The organism is Massilia sp. CMS3.1 (genome assembly GCF_051262535.1).
Classification (GTDB): domain Bacteria; phylum Pseudomonadota; class Gammaproteobacteria; order Burkholderiales; family Burkholderiaceae_D; genus Telluria.
Genome location: NZ_JBIMES010000005.1, coordinates 66759 through 85201, shown reverse-complemented (window position 1 = coordinate 85201; position 18443 = coordinate 66759). Strand labels below are relative to the sequence as shown.

The window sequence follows — 18443 nt, the reverse complement described above, 5'->3', positions numbered from 1 at the left end:
CGAGACGACGTCCCAGAAACTCCAGCATTGCCGCGGCAATGTCCGGCCCATGGGTTTCAATGGCAAGTGGCCGGTGTCACTGCACCTCAGCCGCGCCGCGCCTGCTCGATCGCGGCAATGTCGATCTTCCTCATCGTCATCATCGCTTCGAAAACCCGCTTGGCGACCACGGGGTCGGGACCGCTGACGGCTTCGGTGAGAACGCGCGGCGAGATCTGCCAGGACAGGCCCCATTTATCCTTGCACCAGCCGCAGGCGCTTTCCTGGCCGCCGTTGCCGACGATGGCATTCCACAAACGGTCGGTTTCCTCCTGGTCCTCGGTCGCCACCTGGAAGGAGAACGCCTCGGTGTGCGTGAATGCCGGGCCGCCGTTCAGGCCGAGGCAGGGGAGGCCGAGCACCGTGAACTCGACCGTCAGGACGTCACCCTCCTTGCCAGCAGGATAATCGCCTGGTGCGCGATGGACCGCTTTCACTGCACTGTCCGGAAACGTTTCGGCGTAGAACTGCGCGGCGTCGAGTGCGGTGCCGTTGAACCAGAGGCAAATCGTGTTTTTGCTGACCATGTTGTTTCTCCTGTTATTGAAATGGTTCAGTCCTTGATTTCGGCCTCGACCAATTGTGCCAGCAATACGAGCGACTCCTGCCAGCCGAGATAACAGGCCTCGGCCGGAATCATCGCAGGAATGCCTTCCTGCTTCACCTCGATTTCCACGCCGCAGAACACCTCGCGCAAGCTTACCGTGGTGTGCATTCGTCCCGGCAGGTTCGGGTCGTCGAACTCGGCGGTATAGCGTGCACGGTGCCGAAGAAGCCGTGCGGCGGCAGCCATTTTGCAAAAGCGCCTGGCGTCGTAAAGGCGCGGTACACGCGCTCCGAGGTGGACTTGAGCACGCGGTGCAGCTCGACGGTATTCGTGGACATGATCGGTTTCCTTGTATCAAGGCAGAGGACGTCCCTCTGGTAGTACGAGTACGACGAATACAGTGTCGGGTATTCGACATCATGGTGCAGATTTTTTTTCGCTCACCACGTTCGTCATGCGAACCGTCGCCACAGCGCGCTTGTGCGAAGGCTGCAGCAGCATCACCAGCGTCAGGACGATACCGCATGCAATGCAGACCGACCACAAAGTGTGCGTCAGGAAGTGAGCGCCGCGCATCTGCTGCATCCAGCCAACCGCCAGGCCGAGCGCCAGCGCGGCGGCGGCGGCGCGGCTCGCCTTGCGCTCCTGTCCGGGCAGCCACAAGACCGCCAATGAGATCAGCCAGAGCGCGCTCGATGCATGGCCGGCCGGCAGACAATGGCCGGGCAGAACATCAGGTGGCAGCGTGTCGAACAGCCTGACATAGGGCTGGGAGCCGCCGTAGCGCGCCAGGTCCCACGGACAGTGGGCGTCGCTGTTCTGTTTGAGCAGACTGATCACGAGCGGGACCAGCGCCGCGGACCATGCGATCACGCGCAAGCGCAGCCTGGAAAGTAAACGGCCCCCCAATACTTGTGGCCAGATGGCGTCGCCAATGGCGGTGGCGATGCACGCTGCCGCGAGTACGGTCAGCGCCGCTTTCAGGATGCGGTGGCTGAATGTATCGGTCAACCATGCGTCGCGCCAGGGAAAGGCGCCGGCGGCGCGGTCGTACAAGGCGTCGGCCAGGTACAGGTCGATGTCGGTCAAGCGGGCCACGGCAAAGATCGACAAGGCCGCAAGACACAGCAGGGCGGCGCCCAGGAGCGCTGTCCTGGTTGTCAGCATGACCGGGGCGCAAACAGGCGATTCACGGATATCAGCCATTGCGCACGCAAGCATGGAACAGATCGAGTTTCGGGTTCAGGACGGCGGTGTCGATATCGAGCATTCCGAGCACCGAGTGAAACACGTTGTCATGCGACAGCACCTGATCGCGACGCGCCTGCAGGCATGCGGGGTCGATGCGGAAACGATCGGCGAATCCGTCCGACATCCACAGCATCATCGGTACATGGGTCTGCTCGTCGGGCGCAAAGAAATACGGCGCGCCGTGCAGGTACATGTTGCCCTCGCCGAGCGACTCGCCGTGGTCCGAGAAGTACAGCATCGTGGTGTCGATGCCGTCGTCGCGCGCCATCTCGCGCAGCATGTCGATCGTCTGTGCAAGGAAATAATCGGTGTAAAGGATCGTGTTGTCGTAGGCCGCCACGATCGCCTCGCGCGAGCAATGCTCCAGGTTTCCGGTGTCGCAGACGGGGCCGAAGCGCCCGAAGCCGGCCGGGTAGCGCTTCGCGTAAGCCGGCCCATGGCTGCCTTTCTGGTGCAGCACAATCACCAGGTCCTTGCTGGAACGCCGGATCAGTTCCGGCAGGCCGTCGAGCAGGCCTTCGTCGTAGCATTCTTCGTCCCTGCAATGGGTGTTGCCGCTCGCTGGGGCCGACAGATCCGTAAATGTCACCCTGTCGCACACACCTTTGCAACCTGAATTATTGTCGCGCCAGACGACCTCGAAGCCGGCATGCGAGAGCACGTCGAGCAGGCCTTCCTGTGTTCTGGCCTTGGCGTCGTCGTAACGGGTGCGGCCGAGTACCGAGAAAACACAGGGCACCGACACCGCCGTGGCGGTGCCGCACGACTGCACTTTGGTGAAATTGATGAGGCCCGCTTCGCGCGCCAGCCGCGGGTTCGTCTCCCGCGCATAGCCATTCATCGAAAAGTTCGCGGCGCGGGCCGTCTCGCCGACCACGATCACGCTCACCGTGCGGCGCCTCTGGCCGGTCCAGCGGCTGCCCCTGACGGCGTCGCGCCCCAGCGCCGCGATCGCCACAGGCGTGCTCCAGCTGGTGCGCGCATAGCTGCTCGTGGCCTGTATCACGTTGGTCGGCGTCAGCAGGTAACGCAGCTCGCGGTGTTCGCGCACCGTTGGCGCCAGGCTCTTGAACAGCATAAGCAGCAGCAGGGCGGCGAGCGTGAGCGAGGCGGCAACGATGCCGGCGCGGTGCGCGAGACCGCGCGCCCCCGCCGGGAAGCGGATCTCCATCCGGGCGATCAGCAGGGAGGGCAGGCCGCCGCTGAGCGCGACGAACAGGACCAGGCGCCAGTTCAGCAGCTCGGCCGCTTCGTGGATATCGGTTTCAAAAACGCTCTGGATGAGTGTCCGGTCAATGACGATGCCATATTCGGTAATGAACCAGGATGCGGCGGACGCCGTCAGCACGGCCGCGATCAGCGCCGGCTTGACCGTCCGGCGAAAGCTCGCGAGCGTGAGGAGCGCGTGAAAGAACAGCGCCACGATCGCGAAGCTGCCCGCCAACAGCGGCAAGCGTGCGACCGACAGGCCGCCGGCGGCCTGCACGAACACGGACCAGAAACGCAGGTTGCCGGCGCTGGCCAGCGCCAGCGCCACAAGAAATACAAGGGTGTTGACGCCGATGCGCCGGGACAGGATGGTGTGCACTTCGTTCCACTTCAACGCGGGCAGCCAGGGGTGGCTGCACCATGCGGGAACGATAGCGGCCGGGGTGTGAGCACCCCGTCAGCGCGACGTTAAGGCGGGGTGAACGCGTGGTTGAAGGTAATCGTGAAGCGGCTGCCCCCGCTCGCGCGCGCTTCGTACGCGAAACCGGCATCGAGGAAATCGCAGATGCGGCGTGCGAGCGCGAGGCCAAGCCCGGTCCCGGAGGATCCGCTGGAGGGGCCGCCGGTGCTGCTCCCGAGCGTGGCAATGACGGCGGCCGGCAGGCCGGGACCGGTATCCTCGACCACGACCCGGCCGTGCAGGAGCGAGACCCGCACTTCACCCTGCTCGGTGTACTGGCAGGCATTGCGCACCAGGTTGCCGATCGCCGCGGCGCACAGTTCGCGCGGCGCACGCACCGCCAGGGCGGGGCCATCAAGGAATGCGATGGCGACCGGTTTGCCGTCGAGCAGCGGGCGGTATTTGTCGACTTCCTCGCGCGCGATCGCGCCGACCGCGACAGGCGGCAAGTTGCCGAGTTCAGGCGAGCGGGCAAGCAGCAGCAGCACGGTGATGCATTCGGCTGCTTCCTGGGCGGCGCGATAGATCCTCTCGGCGGGTGCGCGCAGGCTTGGGGAGGCAGCTTCGTGCATCAGGATTTCGGCCGCGCCCATGATGACGCTGAGCGGGGTGCGCAGCTCGTGGCTGACGTCGCCCGTAAAGTAGCGCTCGCGGTCGAGGAAGGCGCGCAGCTCGCCCGTGTGCTCCTCGAGCGCGCGCGCCAGCACGCCCAGCTCGTCCTTGCGGGCGGTGAGTTCAGGGGGCGCCGTGGCGTTACCGACGGCCTGGGCCAGCGCGCGGATCGGCGTGACCACGCGGGTGCCCAGGAAGCGCCCGAGCAAGGCGGCCAGCAGCAGGAAGCCGGCGAAGACGATGGCGAACATCGAGTAGACGACCAGTTCGATCTTGTCGTAGTCGCTCTCGTGGTCGACCATGACCCACCGCCCGCGCGCATCGTGCCCGGCGAGCACATGCAGGCGGGTGTCGCCCACATCGACCTTGTGCACGCCTTCGGCCATTCCCTGCAAGGGAGCGGGAATGGTCTCGTTGCGGTGGAAGCGCAAGCCGGCAGGCATGTTCACGTCGAGGCCCGCCGCCTGGCGCGGCGCGGCCCAGGCAACGGCAGCCTCCAGGCGCTTGTCGACCAGTTCCACCTCGATGCCTTCGACCGCGATTGCAGCGACGGCAGCAAAGAAGACCGACGCCCCAATGCCAAAGAGCAGGAACGCGACCAGAATGCGCCGTTTCAGGGAATCAGCGCTGCGCATCAGGGCGCGCCATCGCTACACGACATCGCGTGGCAGGTCGCGCTGCGCGTCAGGCTGAACCAGCTTGAAGCCGACGCCGGCGACCGTCTGCAGCATCGGTACCGGAAAAGGCTTGTCGATCGCCTGGCGCAGGGCGTGGATATGGGTGCGCAGTGCGTCGCTGTCCGGGCGGTCGTCGCCCCAGACTGCCTGCTCGAGCGTCTCGCGCGAGACGATGCGCGGCGCGGCCGCCAGCAGGCAGCGCAGCAGCGTGTAGCCCGTCCTGGTGAGCGAGACAGGCACCCCGCCACGCGATGCTTCCTGCGTATCGGGATCAAAAGCGAGCTCGCCGAAGCGCATCGTGGCGTTGACTGCGTGCCCGGCGCCCGAGCGCCGTACCAGCGCCTTGAGGCGCGCTTCCAGCTCGACCAGCGAGAAAGGCTTGACCAGGTAGTCGTCGGCGCCACTGTCGAAACCGGACACCTTGTCGGGCAAGCTGTCACGCGCGGTCAGCATCAGCACCGGCGTGGTCTTGCCGAGTTCCGTGCGCAATTTCCGGCACAGCTCCAGGCCATTCAGGCCGGGCAGCATGATGTCGAGGACAATCACATCGTAATCATGTTCGGACGCCAGCGCGAGTCCGCCATAGCCGTTACGGGCAGAATCGAGCTGGTGGCCCTTCGGTTCCAGGAAACCGTAGAGGTTGGCCAGGATGTCCGGGTGGTCTTCGACGATGAGGATGCGCATGTGCATATTCTAAACCTATGCGCTTAACGCGGCAGCCGGTAGCGTTGCTCGCGGTAGAGCAGGGAAGGGAGCATCACATGGGCCATCGCCCTGGCAACCTGCTCCTGGTTCGGAATGCCCGCATTCGTATCGAGTTCGCCGCTGGCGGCAGCGTAGCGTGCCGCCAGAGGTGGCTTCCCGGGGCGCAGGATCGTGGCCGATGAACCCTCGAGCCACGCATAATAATTTTCGAACTGCATCAGGGCGCGGCCCGGCGTCGTACTGTCGCGCGCAAAATCGCGGCCAATCATCGGATGCTCGCTCGAGACCCCCAGCAGCGACAGCAGGGTCGGGGCGAGATCGATCTGGCTGGCGATGGCGGTGACGCGCTTGGGCTGGATATCCGCGCCCAGGATCAGTCCCGGGATATGGAATTTCTTGATCGGCACCAGGCTGTTGCCATACACCCGGTTGTCGTGGTCGGCCACGATCAGGAACACCGTGTCTTTCCAGTAGGCCTGCTTCTTCGCTTCGCGGATGAATTTTCCGAGCGCGAAATCGGCGTATTTGACGGCGTTATTGACCGTCTGCTTGGCCGGGTCATGGAGTTTGATTTTCCCGTCCGGGAATTCGAAAGGTTCGTGGTTGGACGAGGTAAAAATCAGGCTGAAGAACGGCTTGTTCCGGGCATGCAGGTGCGCCAGGCGTTCCAAGGACTTGTCGAACAGGTCTTCATCGGACGCACCCCAGCTTCCGGTAAAGGCCGGCCGCATGTCCGTATGGTCGACGATCTTCTGGAACCCGTTTCCGGTGAAGAAGCTGCGCATGTTGTCGAAATGGGCTTCCCCGCCATACACGAACTCGGTGTGATAGCCCTGCCGCCCAAGACCTGCCGCCAGCGTGTAGAAATTCTGCTGGGCCAGCGACAGCTTGACGACGCTGCGTGCCGGCGTGGGCGCATATCCCGCGACCACCGCCTCGATGCCCCGCACCGAGCGCGTACCGGTGGCATACAGCTGCTCGAACCACCATCCTTCGTGCTTGAGCTTCTCGAGCTCGGGCGTGACCGGCAAGCCGCCGAGCGATTCCACGAAGGTCGCTCCCAGGCTTTCCTGCAGGACGATGACCAGGTTGAGGGGGCGTGCGCGCGTGATCGCGGCTTCCTGCCGGTGCAGCGTGGGGAGCTCCGGGGTGTCGAAGCGTGCGCCCTGCAGCCAGGGTGCCGCTCTCACTTGCGCCAGCACCTGGGCGCGCGGGAGTGTGCCGTAGATCTCGGATGAGACCGCCTCATTGCGCATCGAGCCCAGCGCGGTCAGGACCGACCATCCTGAGTTGATGATCAAGGAATTGACCATGGCGTCACCCGTGAGGGCGAACATGGCTGGATTGGCCGGGCGATGTCCCGTGGTCGAGCGGATCTGCACGAACACGGCCAGGCACACCAGGGGCCAGACCAGCAGCAGCTTGCGCGCGGGCCACATGACCGTATCGGCCGCAGCGCGCCGCAGCAGCTGGAAGATCGCCGCACCGAGGAGGCAGGTGAAACCGATACCGGCAATGACGGCTGCACGAAAGCCGTTCCACAAGGTGGCGAACACCTCGCGCGGGTAAGCCAGATACTCGATGAACAGCCGGTTCGGACGAATGTCGTACTGCATGATGAACTGCGGCGACGCCAGTTCCATGAACAGGATGAAGACCAGGGCAAACGTCCCCCAGTACACGATGGCGGTTTTCCAGAATCGGCTGGAGATCCGGTGCGCGATGAAGGGCGCCAGCAGTAGGGGAATGGCCGCGAAATAGCCCAGCAGAATCAGGTCGGCACGGATGCCCTGAAAGAAAATCGAAGCGGACAGGCCGGTCGCCTGCACCCTGTCCCACTGCCAGGCGACCAGGGCAATACGCGACATGGACAGGAGCACGAGCCCGATGAGCAGCATCTGCAGGATGCCGGCATAGGGCCCGGCCCACATGGTGACGCGTGCGAAGCGGGCCGCACATGATTGCGGTTTGATGCTGAAAGCTGGGCTGCTGGCGACCATATGTACCGTTTGAGAGACTTGAATTGCGGGACCCGATGCTAAACGGAGACGCATTCCCGTGACGTTAGTTGCCTGTTAAGAAAGCGTTAAATCGCGTACTCCAGTGCGCCCGCCTGTCGGAATTCTTTACATTTTTTTAACTGTAGAGTTAGTAATATTTTGCAAGTGATTGATTATTAAGGATGTCAATACGCTGGTACGTTGGTTGCTTGTAGTGGCGTGTCGTCCCTTCGCTGATCAACCACGTAACGAGAGGATTTGGGTCATGAAACTTTTGAAAAAACTCGCCTGTGCTGCCGCCATTGCCATGTCGATGGGTACTGTCCACGCTCAGTCGGTTATCAACGACTGGCAATTCAGTCCAAACGGCACCGGCTTCGCGGGCTCTCAGCAAATCAATGAATACCTGGACGTGAACGGGAATGCCTTCATCCAGCTCACCCCAACCGGACCCAACAGCTTCTCGTTCACCGAGCACGCGGTGTTCAACATCGTCCAGGCTGACAGCAGAGGCCAGCTGTTCCCAGTGAACTACCCAGGCGGTAACATCACCGCCACCTTCGAAGCGACGGGCACCGGTACCTTCAACGGCAGCTTCACCTTCAGCAGCGGCACCATCCGCATGTACCAGAATCCGGCCAACGGCCAGTACGCCAGCGCCGCGGGCTTCTATGGCGCCAACCTGGGCAACCAGATCTCCGTGTTCGATGTGATACCAGGCGGCGGCGGCCTGGTCGATGCGAGCGGTTCGCCAACCGGCAACGGCCAGGTTACCGTGTTTGCACGCGCCGAAGCAGGCGCGCTGGACGCTGGTTACTTCTTCCGCGAGAACGGTCAAGACCTGTCGCTCGAATCGATCCTGGGCTTCGCCTTTACCAACGCGAACCCGCTCCTGGATCCAACCGCCCTGCAGGTGCAGGAAATCGCTTGCCAGTACGCTGGGTTCACCGGCCCCGGCTGCCCTACCGGCACCTACGCAAACGCGCCAGGTCAGTACTTCTTCATCGGCGGCAACGGCCAGTTCAAGCTTGGCGAAGTTCCAGAGCCAGGTTCGCTGGCATTGTTCGGCATCGCCATGCTGGGCGCGGGCATTGTCAGCCGCAAGCGCGCCATGAAGGCTTGATCGTTTCAGGCCCGGTTGCCTGGCAAAGAAAAGAGCGGCTTGCCCGCTCTTTTTCTTTGGCCCCGGCTTCCTGCTATTTGGCCCAGTAGTCCACCACCAGCGAACGCGCCAGGCAGTCTTTCAATGTGCCGACGAAGGCCGTGTGCGCCGAATGGTCCAGGTAGACGTCGCGGTCTTCGTTGCGCGCGAAGCTGAGCGTAAAGCAGTGGGTGAAACCGTCGTTCAGGCCTTCCGGGCTGACGTTGGTGCCGCATTCATAGGACAGGATGCCTGGCACGACGCGCGCGAGGGCGGCGAAATCGCGCACGACGGTATCGATCTGTTCGGAAGTGGCGTCGTCCTTGAATGCAAACAGGACGACGTGGCGCAGGGAAGCGGGCGAATTGGCAGTCATGGCGGGCTGACGAAAAGGGGATAAGCGATCTTACACGGCCCTCGTCCCGGCCCGCGCACACGCTCTTTTCGTGCCCTCGATAGCGCCGCATTCCGCTATCATGTCGCCCACAATCGAGCACAAGAAAATCTTATGGACAGCCACGTCGACAGAAAACAGATTCGCTGGAATCCGCGTCCGCGCACGCGTGCGGGCCTGCATTTAAAAACCGAAAAACTGCCCTACCAACGCCCGGTCATCTCCCAGCCCCAGTTTACCGCGAGCGCCATCATGGTGGCCGAGCGCATGGACCTGCGTTCCTTGTCCGGCTTCGAGATCATCGCGAAGTCGCCCTACATGGTGAAACTGGGCGGGGGCGGTATCGCCGCGCTGTTCCGCTACGGCGCAGTGGTCCTGTTCAACGCATCGAGCGACGAAAAGACGCGCCTGCTCAATACGCTCGCCGCCCATTCGTCCGGCCCGGGCGATATCGGCGCCGAAGAAGTGGCCATGATCCACGTTGGCCCGGACGACGAGGAAGGCCCCTCGGGCCAGTACATCAAGATCAAGAACGCCGACCGCCTGCGCCTGCAACTGATTGCCGAGGTCATGGCGAAGGCGACCATGCTGTCGTTCCAGGAACGGCGCGCCTCGCGCGACTTCGACCGCAGCGAGCCGCTGGCGCGCGACCTGGCCGAGGATGGACGCTTCTCGGCAAAGCCGGCTGAACTCCTGAAGGCGGTCGGCAACATGCTGCTGGCGGAAAACCGGCTGAACGGCCGCGCCGGCGTGCTCGATCGTCCCGACCTGCTCTGGGACAACCCGGGCTTGTCGGGCCTGTACGCCAGGCTGGAGGGCGACTATGAATTGCACGACCGTGCCGCCGCCCTCGACCGCAAGCTCACCACCTTGTCGCATACCTCGGAAACGCTGGTCGAAACCATGCGCTACCACAGCTCGCACCGGCTGGAGACGGCGATTTTCCTGCTGATTTTTGTCGAGCTGTGCCTGGGCTTGTACGGGCACTTCGGGCATTGAGGACGGGTATCGCCAGAGACGCTCCGGGCCTTGGTGCCCGGCTGCCTCACGTCGATGTCGTCATCACTACAAAGCCGTGCATCAGGCTGACGTAGGCTTGCTCATCGCTAATGACCGAATTTCATAACCCAGCTCTTCGTACAGGCGGATAGCTGATGCATTGAATTTCCAGACTTCAAGCCGAATGTCTTTTGCGCCGCATGCGATTGCCCATTGCTCCGCATGCTCCATCAGTGTTCGGCCGATGCCTTGTCCACGCATTCGGTTTACCACGCATAGAGTGCCAACCCGTGCGAAGCATAATGGCTCAAGCAAACAATGATTCTCCTCGAGGATCTGCACCGTGACAAAACCAACGATGGCTTCATGGTCGTCGTAAGCCAGAAACGTCGCTGCAGCGTCGCCTTGGAGGCTTTTCAACCAATGTGCCTCCTCTTCAGCCTGGCCGGGCATCGATGCAAAGACTTGGGGCCATGCCTCATGGTGCAATCGGTTAACGACTTGCCCAAGGTCGCAGATCGACGAAAGGTCTTCAACGGTCGCACGGCGGTAAGACGGAATTTTCTGGAGCATAAAAATATTCATGGAGGACATGTTGCGATGCAGCCTTGCGGAGCGTGTCGATTGAGATCGTCCAATAACAGCTTCCGGCCCTGATTGCAGACGCTCACGGCCAGCTCGTTCCTGGATCAGGCACACGAGCGCAGCTGCCCGGTTGCCGTCACAATCGCGCCGCGCACCCCATTGCGCCCGTCGCGCTTGACTGCATAGAGTTGTTCATCGGCGGCGCTGATCAGCGCTTCGAACGTTGCCGGTGGATGGGGATGCTGTGCAGGCACGGAAGCGACGCCAAAGCTGGCGGTTGCGGAGACGAAGCTGCCGCCGCCTGCCGAGGTGGACGCGTTGGCAAAGGCCTCGCGGATCCTGTCGGCCAGTGCATGCGCCCCAGCCAGTTCCGTCTGGGGCAGCACAATCAGGAATTCCTCGCCGCCATAGCGGATGACGCTGTCGACCGCCGCGCGCGCCATCGACCGGAGCAAGCCGGCGAATTCGACCAGTACCTGGTCGCCAACCGCGTGGCCGTGGGTGTCGTTGATGCGTTTGAAGTGGTCGATATCGCACAGGATCACCGACAGGGCGCTGCCGTAGCGGTGCGCGCGCGCCAGCTCGGCGTCGAGCAGCCCTCCTTGCAATACCCGGCGATTGTGGCAGCCGGTCAAGGGATCCCGGTCGGCCACCTCTTGCAGCAGGATGGTGGAGCGAAATTGCTCGCGCTGGGCAAGGTGGAAACGGCGCGCCGCGATCGTGCCGAGGGCATTGCCGAGAATAAGCATCAAGACGAGCGCGACGAGATCGTCCGTGCGCAGGGAACCTTGGATCAACAGCATGATCCCGAATCCCATGCTGGCGCCGACGCCGATTGCCGCCGCATAGATGAAACGGTTCGGGAAGATGACATACACCGCCATCAGGATCAGCGCAAAGGACATCAGGTTCCACGCCATGGCGTCGGGCTGGTACCAGCACAGCACCGGGAAGGCGCCGAGTCCGACCACCAGTACGCAGCAGGTGGCCCGAATGGACACCGGCACCGAATCCGGATAACGGGAAATGGCGGCGCAGGCGCCCAGTGCAACCAGCGCGACGGCTACGCGCAGGGCAACCAGGGCCCAGGCGGTGACGGTGGAACCGAGCGTCGCGATATCGGTGAGGCCGAACACGACGTAAAAAACGGCTGAAAACAGCAGGCTTGTTTTTAGTTGAGCATTACGTTCCGGCAAAAAATGACGGATGAAGCGGTCTTCGGATTCCCGATCCGCAAACTCGGCGCGTTGGCGGTCGATGCTCAGGCAGTGCGTGGACAGGTAGTGGATGGACACGACAACTCCTGGCAGTTGAACTCGATCAAGCGGCCGCGCCGCGCGTCAGTTGCCATTTTAACTCAAGAGCTTATTGGAATTGCCATTTTGAAATTAATGACCTGCCGGTCGATTCAGGAGTAAATCAATGGGCAGGCTCGAGATTCTCTCCTAAACCTTGCTCTTCGGCGAAATGCAAGGCGACGTCGAGTGCATCCATGAATTCGACAATCTGGATCGGCTTGGTCAGGTAGCGGAAGAAACCCGCCTCGATTCCGCGTTCGATGTCGCGCGGCACCGCATTGGCGGACAGCGCGATGATGGGGATGTGGGCGGTGGCGGGGTCTTTCTGCAATATCTTCAATGCGCCATGTCCGCTCAATCCCGGCAAGTTAATGTCCATCAAAATGAGGTCGGGCTGGCAGGCGCGTGCCAGAACAATGCCGAGGTGTGCATCAATGGCGCTCAGCAGCTTGAGGTCTCCACGGCGCGCAATCAGTTCCTCGACCAGGGCGAGGTTGGCCGGGTTGTCTTCCACATACAAGACAGTGCGCTGCACGTGCGCGGACCCGGGGCCAGGCTTCACCCGGCTGACGGCAGGCATGTCGTCGATACCAGCGAGTTGCGGGCGTTGCGAGGCGGGGAACTCCACCCAGAATTCGGTGCCCACGCCAAGCGCACTCTCCACGCCTATCTGGCCAGCCATCAGTTCGACCAGCTGTTTGGTGACCACCAGCCCGATACCGGTGCCTTCCTCGGTGCTTTGTTCCTGTCCCAGGCGGTTGAATGGCTGGAAAAGCTGAGCGATCTGTTCTTCAGACAGGCCGATGCCCGTATCCTTGACGTACAGGCGCACGCGCTGGTCGCCGTGGCGCTCGCAGCGCACCGTCACCGACCCTCCCGGGCGGTTGTACTTGATCGCATTCGACAACAGGTTGATCATCACCTGCTTCACCCGCGTGAGATCGGCATGGATATAACATGGCTGGTCGAAATCGGGCAGCCTGAGTTCGACCGAACGGCTTGCGGCTTGCGGGCCGATCAGCACGCCACAGTCGAGCAGCACCTCGGCCATGCACATCGGCTCGGCCGACACCGTGACCTTGCCCGACTCGATCATCGCCAGGTCGAGGATCTCGTTGATCAGTCGCAGCAGGTACCAGCCGCCCTTGAGGATCTGCTGGATCGAACGTTGCTGGGAAGGCGAGGGCGGAGGCGTTGCCGATTCCATCAACTGGGCAAAGCCGAGCACGCCGTTCAGTGGCGTGCGCAATTCGTGGCTCATGCTCGACAAAAAGTCGGACTTGGCCAGGTTGGCTTTTTCCGCCGCGCCCTTGGCGCTTTCCAGTTCGATGTTATTTTCCTGAAGCTTATGCTCGAATTGCTTGCGGTCGGTGACGTCGCGCGCCGCCGCGAACACGCCCTTCAGGTTGCGGCCCCGATCATAAAAAGTCGTGGCGTTATACGACACGACGGTTTCCTTGCCATCGCGTGCCAGCACGGTCAGTTCGTAGTTGGTGACCTTACCTTCGCGCAGCACGCGTTTGATGCCTGCTTCGGCGCGTTTCGGGTCGGTAAAGTAGTTTTTGAACGGTGCGCCGATCAGTTCATCGCGGGTGCAGCCGGTCAGCGATTCCATTTGATGATTGACATCGCTGATGATGCCGCGCGGGTCCGTCGTCATCAGGGCATCGATATTCGATTCGATCAGCGAGCGGGTGTAGAACTGCTGATCGCGCAGGCTCTGGTCGAGCAGCTCCTGCTCTTCCTCGACCTGCTTGCGGGCGGTATTATCGGTGCCGATCAACAGATAGCCGATAATCCCATCCTGCACGTCGCGCAGCGCGGTGACAGAAACGATCGCCGGAAAACGACTGCCATCCTTGCGGATGTAGGTCAGTTCGTAGATATCCTCGATCTCGCGTGACGCCTTGAACACCAGGGCCTCGAAACCGGGCGAGATCGCGGCATCGAATTCCAGGCTGAGCGACCCGGCCCGCTCGATCACTTCGTCAGGATCGGAGATATCGGCGGGGGTGATCTTGTTGACGACGTCGGCGGCGGCGTAGCCAAGCATGCGCTCCGCGCCGACATTGAAGATCTGGATCACACCCTGGGCATCGGTGGCGATGCTTGAAAAATTTGCGCTGTTGAAGATCGCCATTTGAAGGGCGCCGGCGCGCACCAATGCGTCCTCGGCTTGCTTGCGCGCCGTGTTGTCGGTCCCGATCAGCAAGTAGCCGATGATGGTTCCCGCCGCATCGCGCAGGGCCGTGACCGATACGACTGCCGGGAAGCGGCTGCCATCCTTGCGGATATAGGTCAGTTCATAGATGTCCTCGATGCCGCGCGATGCCTTGAACACCAGCGCCTCGAAGCCCGGCGAAATCGGCGTATCGAGTTCTGCCGTCAGCGTCCGCGCGCGCGCGATGACTTCCTGGGGATCGGAGATATCGGCCGGCGTGATCCGGTCGACCACGTCCGCGGCCGAATAGCCGAGCATGCGTTCGGCGCCGACATTGAAAATCTGGATGACACCCTGGGCGTCAGTAGCGATGCTCGAAAAATTGGCGCTGTTGAAGATCGCATTCTGCAAGGCGCCCGCCTTCAGCAAGGGCAACGCGCTGTCGAGAGCACGTGAACTGTCGGCGTGCCGCTTCAACTTGAAGGCAAACAGCGCTGCCACGATGGCGAACATCACGGCGCCCCCTGCCAGGATCCGCGCTCCGGGCGAACCGAGTGCGGCAATCAGGCCGAAGGGAACAAGGGCAGCAGTTGACACCGTCAAACCGGCGAGCGACAGCCAGTCGATCGACCTGGTGGTACGTTTTTGCATGAGGGAACTTGAGGCAGTTAAAGACTGAGCGCCAGCCTCGGCTCAAAGAAGGGACGGCGGAGCCGCGCAGTACAAGAACAGGATGCATGGCGCATCCCTGGCATGCAGGTTAGCACATCCCTCCGGCGACAACTTTTCCATACGGAAAAATCAGCCCGGATTGCACGTTCCTCCGTTCCGGAACGCCCTTAGCTCATCCGTGCCGCAACACGCAAACGCCTTGCATCCGCGCTTTGCACGTTTCATCACGCCTTTCGTGCAGTTCGTCGCAGTCCGTTGGATTGCGTTGAAGGCCATTGCTAAAGTCCTCCCATCGAAAGCCCGAACGCAGGAGCGCCAGGGCAAACCAAACCACCAAAGGGAGCCTGAAATGAACGTCCTCAAACACATGGAATCGCTGTTCCTGATCGCCGCCCTCGCCGTCGGCGTGAGCACCTACGCCAGCGCCGAGAGCTACAAAGCCCAGGTCCGCGCCGACGCCATGGTTTCGGTCGGCAGCGAAAAAATGGCGGTCGTGAAGGTCATTGGCAAGCGTCTGGCGCCTGCCGCCAGGTTCGGCTGAACCCTCTCGTCCGAGAGCTGGGGTCAGGTCTGACATTCAGACACGATCTCGACAAGAATCAAGAACTAAAGCAGAGCTTGTGTCCGGATGTCAGACCTGACCCCGGCCGTGACCCCGGCCGGTAAAACTTCATGAAAGCGCAGTGTACGAGGCCCATTGCCACATGGCAAGCCAGGTTTTGTCACGCATACTCAGCCTGCCAGATCGTTTCGCCGATGAGGGGAACGTCGTGGGCGCCGTGAACATAGCTCAGGTTCTGGTGCATATGGGCTCCGTGTCCTTGTTATGATCAGGTGCTATTTATAGCGCAAGTGCCGGATATTGCCTGCGCACCTGACCCGAAAGGAAGAATGCCCTGATGATCACCCTCTACCATTGCATGAGCGCGCGCTCGTTCCGCCCTGTATGGATGTTGGAAGAACTGGGCACGCCCTACGAATTGAAGATGCTGCCATTCCCGCCGCGCGCGTTCGATAAACAGTATTTGGCGATCAATCTGCTCGGCACGGTTCCGGCACTGTTCGACGGTGACATCCAGATGACCGAGTCGGCGGCGATCTGCCAGTATCTCGCCGCGCGCGCCGGATCACCCATGGACGTGGGAGTGCACGAACAGGACTATCCGGCCTACTTGAATTTCCTTCACTTTGGCGAAGCGACGCTGACGTTTCCGCAGACGCTGGTCCTGCGCTACACCCACTTCGAATCCGGGGAGCGCCGTTCGCCGCAGGTGGCGGAGGATTATGCCAAGTGGTTCCTGGCGCGGCTGCGCACCCTGGAGCCTCGCCTCGGGCAGCATGCATTCCTGGCAGCAGACCGTTTCACCGCCGCCGACGTCTCGGTCGGCTACGCGCTGTTGTTGGCGCAGCACCTGGGCTTGCACGAAAGGTTCACGCCGGAAGTGGCGCGCTATTGGGAGCGTTTGCGGCTGCGCGACGGTTACCAGCGTGCGCTGGCCTCCGAGCAGCGTGCGGCACTGGCGCAAGGGATATCGACAGTGCCGGCGCCGGCCATGCGGCCTGTCGGCTAGACGTATTCCAGTGCGCGCAAGGCGGCAATCGGCACCGGTCGGCCCAGCAGATAGCCATGCGCGATTGCAATTACGGCACTGGCGAGCATGGGGCTGTTGGAGAGGCAGGATCGGACGGCTGGCAGTCCTTGACGGCCTTGATCGGCACGACTGGCCGCTTGCGTTTCACCATCGATTCTTCATGTTCTGCGAGCGAAGCGCCCCAGAAACTGCGCAGGGTGAGCGCGCTGTCTGTCGTGCGTTTGCTGAAGATAAATTCGACGATTTCGTGCAGCCAGACCCGGCGCCCCATCCGGGTATACCAGCGCATGCCATGCCGCACGTGCCGGTCCTTGCCGAAGACGACCCGCATGATCGCCCTGGGCCGCATCTGCATGATGACTTCGATCGATTTTACCCACAGCAGAATACGCCACGGCGGCACGCGCGCCGTAGCCAGCACCTGGTGTTTATAGTCCCATTTCGCCGAATTTGGTTCGATGACTTTACGCTCGTGTACCGTTTCAAAATACGGGGTCCAGCGGTGCGGTGTTACATACAGCATCTGGATCTGGTCCGGGTCGTAGCGCAGCAAATGCTTGAGCGAGCGCCAGTAATCGGCGTCGGTCTCTTCTTCGAAACCAACCACATAGGTCGCCATCGAAATGATGCCGTGCTGGCGCATCAATTGGATGGCCTGTTGATCCTCGCCCGTGCTGCCGCCTTTCTTGATCGTCCTGAGCAGGGCCTCGTCATAGCTCTCGATTCCCAGTAAAAAGCGCACGACGCCGGCCTGTTTATACAGATGCAAAATATCGGCATCGCGCACGATATCGCCGGTGCGGGTCGAACCGACCAGGGTGAGGTTCACGTCTTCGGCAATCAGCGCTTCCAGGAAGGCTTTCCATGCCTTGCGCGATCCCGTGGGCAGCTCGTCGGCAAAATTGATCAGCTCCACGCCATGTTCGCGGTGCAGGCGCGCCAGTTCTTTTGCAAATTTCACCGGGTCGCGATGGCGCCATTGGGTCCAGAAACCGCGTTGGCCGCAATAACTGCACAGGTACGGGCAGCCACGCGAAAACTGCACGACGACCGCGCGCATGCCGCCCCAATACGAATAGCGGCTGTGGTCGATCAATTCCCAGCCGACGCGATAGTCGTCGAGGTGCCGAATCATTTCAGCCGGTGCTGTGCCAAGCGCGATGCCATTCACGCGCAGCGCGATGCCGTCCACGGCCGTGAGGTCGCCTCCACGCGACCATGCCTCCACCAGCCGAGTCGCCGTGCGTTCGCCTTCGCCGCGCACGATGTAATCGACCTGAGGATGGTCGCGCAGCACGTCTTCCCAGTGGTAGGTCGGATACACGCCGCCATACACGATCGGCAGGTCGGTCCTGGCGGCTTTCAAGGCTGCGGCAATGCGCATGATGGTGTCGTGGGCCGAGGTGGACCCGGAATGGCCCAGCATGACTAGGTCCGGCCTTGTCGCCAGGGCCTGCTGGATGATGGCGTCGAACGGCATGGGGCCGAATTCGGCATCGAGCAGTTCGACGCTGAAACCGGCATCGATCAAAGGACCGCCAATGCTGAGCAAACCCAGGGGCGGCAGCTGTTCGCGTGGAATGCGGCTGCCGATTGCGGTATGTGGAGGATTGACGAGCAGGATCTTCTTGCCGGGACTTTGCATGTGGGTTTAATCAGCCTTTTCTGGAGCGGTCAGTCCGGCAGCGTCGCCGCCCTGGACAGCAGGGCCTGGCTGTAGGCCCCGAAATCGTCGAGTCCGCGCTTGATGATCGTCACCAGGGCCGGCAGCGGCGCGGCCTGGTGGTCCCATTCGGCGCGGCAGAATTCGCCGGTGCGCTTCAGGTCTTCGGCCAGGGTGGCGTCGATCCAGCCGTTGTCGGCCAGGATGCTGATGACTTCGCGCTCATTGAACGGTTCGCCCAGGTCGGCCATGGCGATCACGTAGTCGCCCATTTCGACCGCCGCTTCCCAGGCACGGATCACGTTCAATGTGGCTGCATCCTGGCGCGTGAGGTCGCCGACAAAGGTTGTCGGATCCTTTTCATACTCTTCGCGGGCGCGGCGGCAGCAGCGCTCGATGATGCCGGTCTTGCCGATCAATACGGTGTCGTCCATATTC

17 protein-coding genes and 1 pseudogene are annotated in these 18443 nt (G+C 62.1%); 5 read left to right on the top strand and 13 right to left on the bottom strand.

Features of this window, described 5'->3' with window-relative positions:
- Nucleotides 1-86 precede the first annotated feature (86 nt).
- The 7 genes and pseudogenes from ACHAC9_RS09925 to ACHAC9_RS09895 all read right to left on the bottom strand — a co-directional run bounded on the left by ACHAC9_RS09925 (nt 87) and on the right by ACHAC9_RS09895 (nt 7431).
- Entirely contained in the window at nt 87-566 is a 480-nt protein-coding gene (locus ACHAC9_RS09925; RefSeq protein WP_435759629.1) for a VOC family protein, read from the bottom strand.
- Nucleotides 567-592: 26 nt separating this feature from the next.
- Nucleotides 593-924, bottom strand: a pseudogene (locus ACHAC9_RS09920) (SRPBCC domain-containing protein).
- A gap of 79 nt (nt 925-1003) precedes the next feature.
- Nucleotides 1004-1753 carry a phosphatase PAP2 family protein gene (locus ACHAC9_RS09915; RefSeq protein ID WP_435759627.1) on the bottom strand — a complete coding sequence of 250 codons (750 nt, stop codon included), beginning with the start codon at nt 1751-1753 and terminating at the stop codon, nt 1004-1006.
- 31 nt (nt 1754-1784) lie between these two features.
- Entirely contained in the window at nt 1785-3440 is a 1656-nt protein-coding gene (locus ACHAC9_RS09910; protein ID WP_435759625.1) for a phosphoethanolamine transferase, read from the bottom strand.
- 74 nt (nt 3441-3514) lie between these two features.
- A complete protein-coding gene (locus ACHAC9_RS09905) occupies nt 3515-4753 on the bottom strand; it encodes a sensor histidine kinase (RefSeq protein ID WP_435759623.1) in 1239 nt (412 codons plus the stop codon).
- Nucleotides 4754-4768: 15 nt separating this feature from the next.
- A complete protein-coding gene (locus tag ACHAC9_RS09900) occupies nt 4769-5479 on the bottom strand; it encodes a response regulator transcription factor (protein ID WP_435759621.1) in 711 nt (236 codons plus the stop codon).
- 23 nt (nt 5480-5502) lie between these two features.
- Complete coding sequence (locus tag ACHAC9_RS09895) at nt 5503-7431, bottom strand: LTA synthase family protein (RefSeq protein WP_435759619.1); 1929 nt, start codon at nt 7429-7431, stop codon at nt 5503-5505.
- A gap of 334 nt (nt 7432-7765) precedes the next feature.
- On the opposite strand from ACHAC9_RS09895, the gene pepA reads away from it, so the two are divergent.
- Nucleotides 7766-8623, top strand: a complete 858-nt coding sequence (gene pepA / locus ACHAC9_RS09890; protein WP_435759617.1) for a flocculation-associated PEP-CTERM protein PepA — start codon at nt 7766-7768, stop codon at nt 8621-8623.
- Between the two features lie 73 nt (nt 8624-8696).
- Here the strand turns inward: pepA and ACHAC9_RS09885 are convergent, their stop codons facing one another.
- On the bottom strand, nt 8697-9017 hold the full coding sequence (locus ACHAC9_RS09885) for a Dabb family protein (RefSeq protein ID WP_435759615.1): 321 nt from the start codon (nt 9015-9017) through the stop codon (nt 8697-8699).
- A 132-nt stretch (nt 9018-9149) separates the two neighbouring features.
- Here ACHAC9_RS09885 and ACHAC9_RS09880 point away from each other — a divergent pair, with 132 nt between their 5' ends.
- Nucleotides 9150-10034, top strand: a complete 885-nt coding sequence (locus ACHAC9_RS09880) for an RMD1 family protein (RefSeq protein WP_435759613.1) — start codon at nt 9150-9152, stop codon at nt 10032-10034.
- Between the two features lie 81 nt (nt 10035-10115).
- Here ACHAC9_RS09880 and ACHAC9_RS09875 read toward each other — a convergent pair whose 3' ends face one another.
- The gene (locus tag ACHAC9_RS09875; RefSeq protein ID WP_435759611.1) at nt 10116-10628 is read right to left on the bottom strand and encodes a GNAT family N-acetyltransferase; all 513 of its coding nucleotides are present in this window, start codon (nt 10626-10628) and stop codon (nt 10116-10118) included.
- 95 nt (nt 10629-10723) lie between these two features.
- Nucleotides 10724-11755, bottom strand: a complete 1032-nt coding sequence (locus ACHAC9_RS09870) for a GGDEF domain-containing protein (protein ID WP_435759609.1) — start codon at nt 11753-11755, stop codon at nt 10724-10726.
- 39 nt (nt 11756-11794) lie between these two features.
- Here ACHAC9_RS09870 and ACHAC9_RS09865 point away from each other — a divergent pair, with 39 nt between their 5' ends.
- A complete protein-coding gene (locus tag ACHAC9_RS09865; RefSeq protein ID WP_435759607.1) occupies nt 11795-12037 on the top strand; it encodes a hypothetical protein in 243 nt (80 codons plus the stop codon).
- A 1-nt stretch (nt 12038) separates the two neighbouring features.
- Here ACHAC9_RS09865 and ACHAC9_RS09860 read toward each other — a convergent pair whose 3' ends face one another.
- The gene (locus tag ACHAC9_RS09860; RefSeq protein ID WP_435759605.1) at nt 12039-14729 is read right to left on the bottom strand and encodes a PAS domain S-box protein; all 2691 of its coding nucleotides are present in this window, start codon (nt 14727-14729) and stop codon (nt 12039-12041) included.
- 370 nt (nt 14730-15099) lie between these two features.
- Between ACHAC9_RS09860 and ACHAC9_RS09855 the strand changes: the two genes are divergently transcribed.
- Nucleotides 15100-15291, top strand: a complete 192-nt coding sequence (locus ACHAC9_RS09855; RefSeq protein ID WP_435759603.1) for a hypothetical protein — start codon at nt 15100-15102, stop codon at nt 15289-15291.
- A gap of 358 nt (nt 15292-15649) precedes the next feature.
- Nucleotides 15650-16321: a glutathione S-transferase family protein gene (locus ACHAC9_RS09850; protein ID WP_435759601.1), complete on the top strand. Its 672-nt coding sequence runs from the start codon at nt 15650-15652 to the stop codon at nt 16319-16321.
- Nucleotides 16322-16391: 70 nt separating this feature from the next.
- On the opposite strand, the gene bchE is transcribed toward ACHAC9_RS09850, so the two are convergent.
- Complete coding sequence (bchE, locus tag ACHAC9_RS09845) at nt 16392-17987, bottom strand: magnesium-protoporphyrin IX monomethyl ester anaerobic oxidative cyclase (protein ID WP_435759598.1); 1596 nt, start codon at nt 17985-17987, stop codon at nt 16392-16394.
- Between the two features lie 29 nt (nt 17988-18016).
- Nucleotides 18017-18439 carry a type VII toxin-antitoxin system HepT family RNase toxin gene (gene hepT, locus ACHAC9_RS09840; protein ID WP_435759596.1) on the bottom strand — a complete coding sequence of 141 codons (423 nt, stop codon included), beginning with the start codon at nt 18437-18439 and terminating at the stop codon, nt 18017-18019.
- Nucleotides 18440-18443 lie beyond the last annotated feature (4 nt).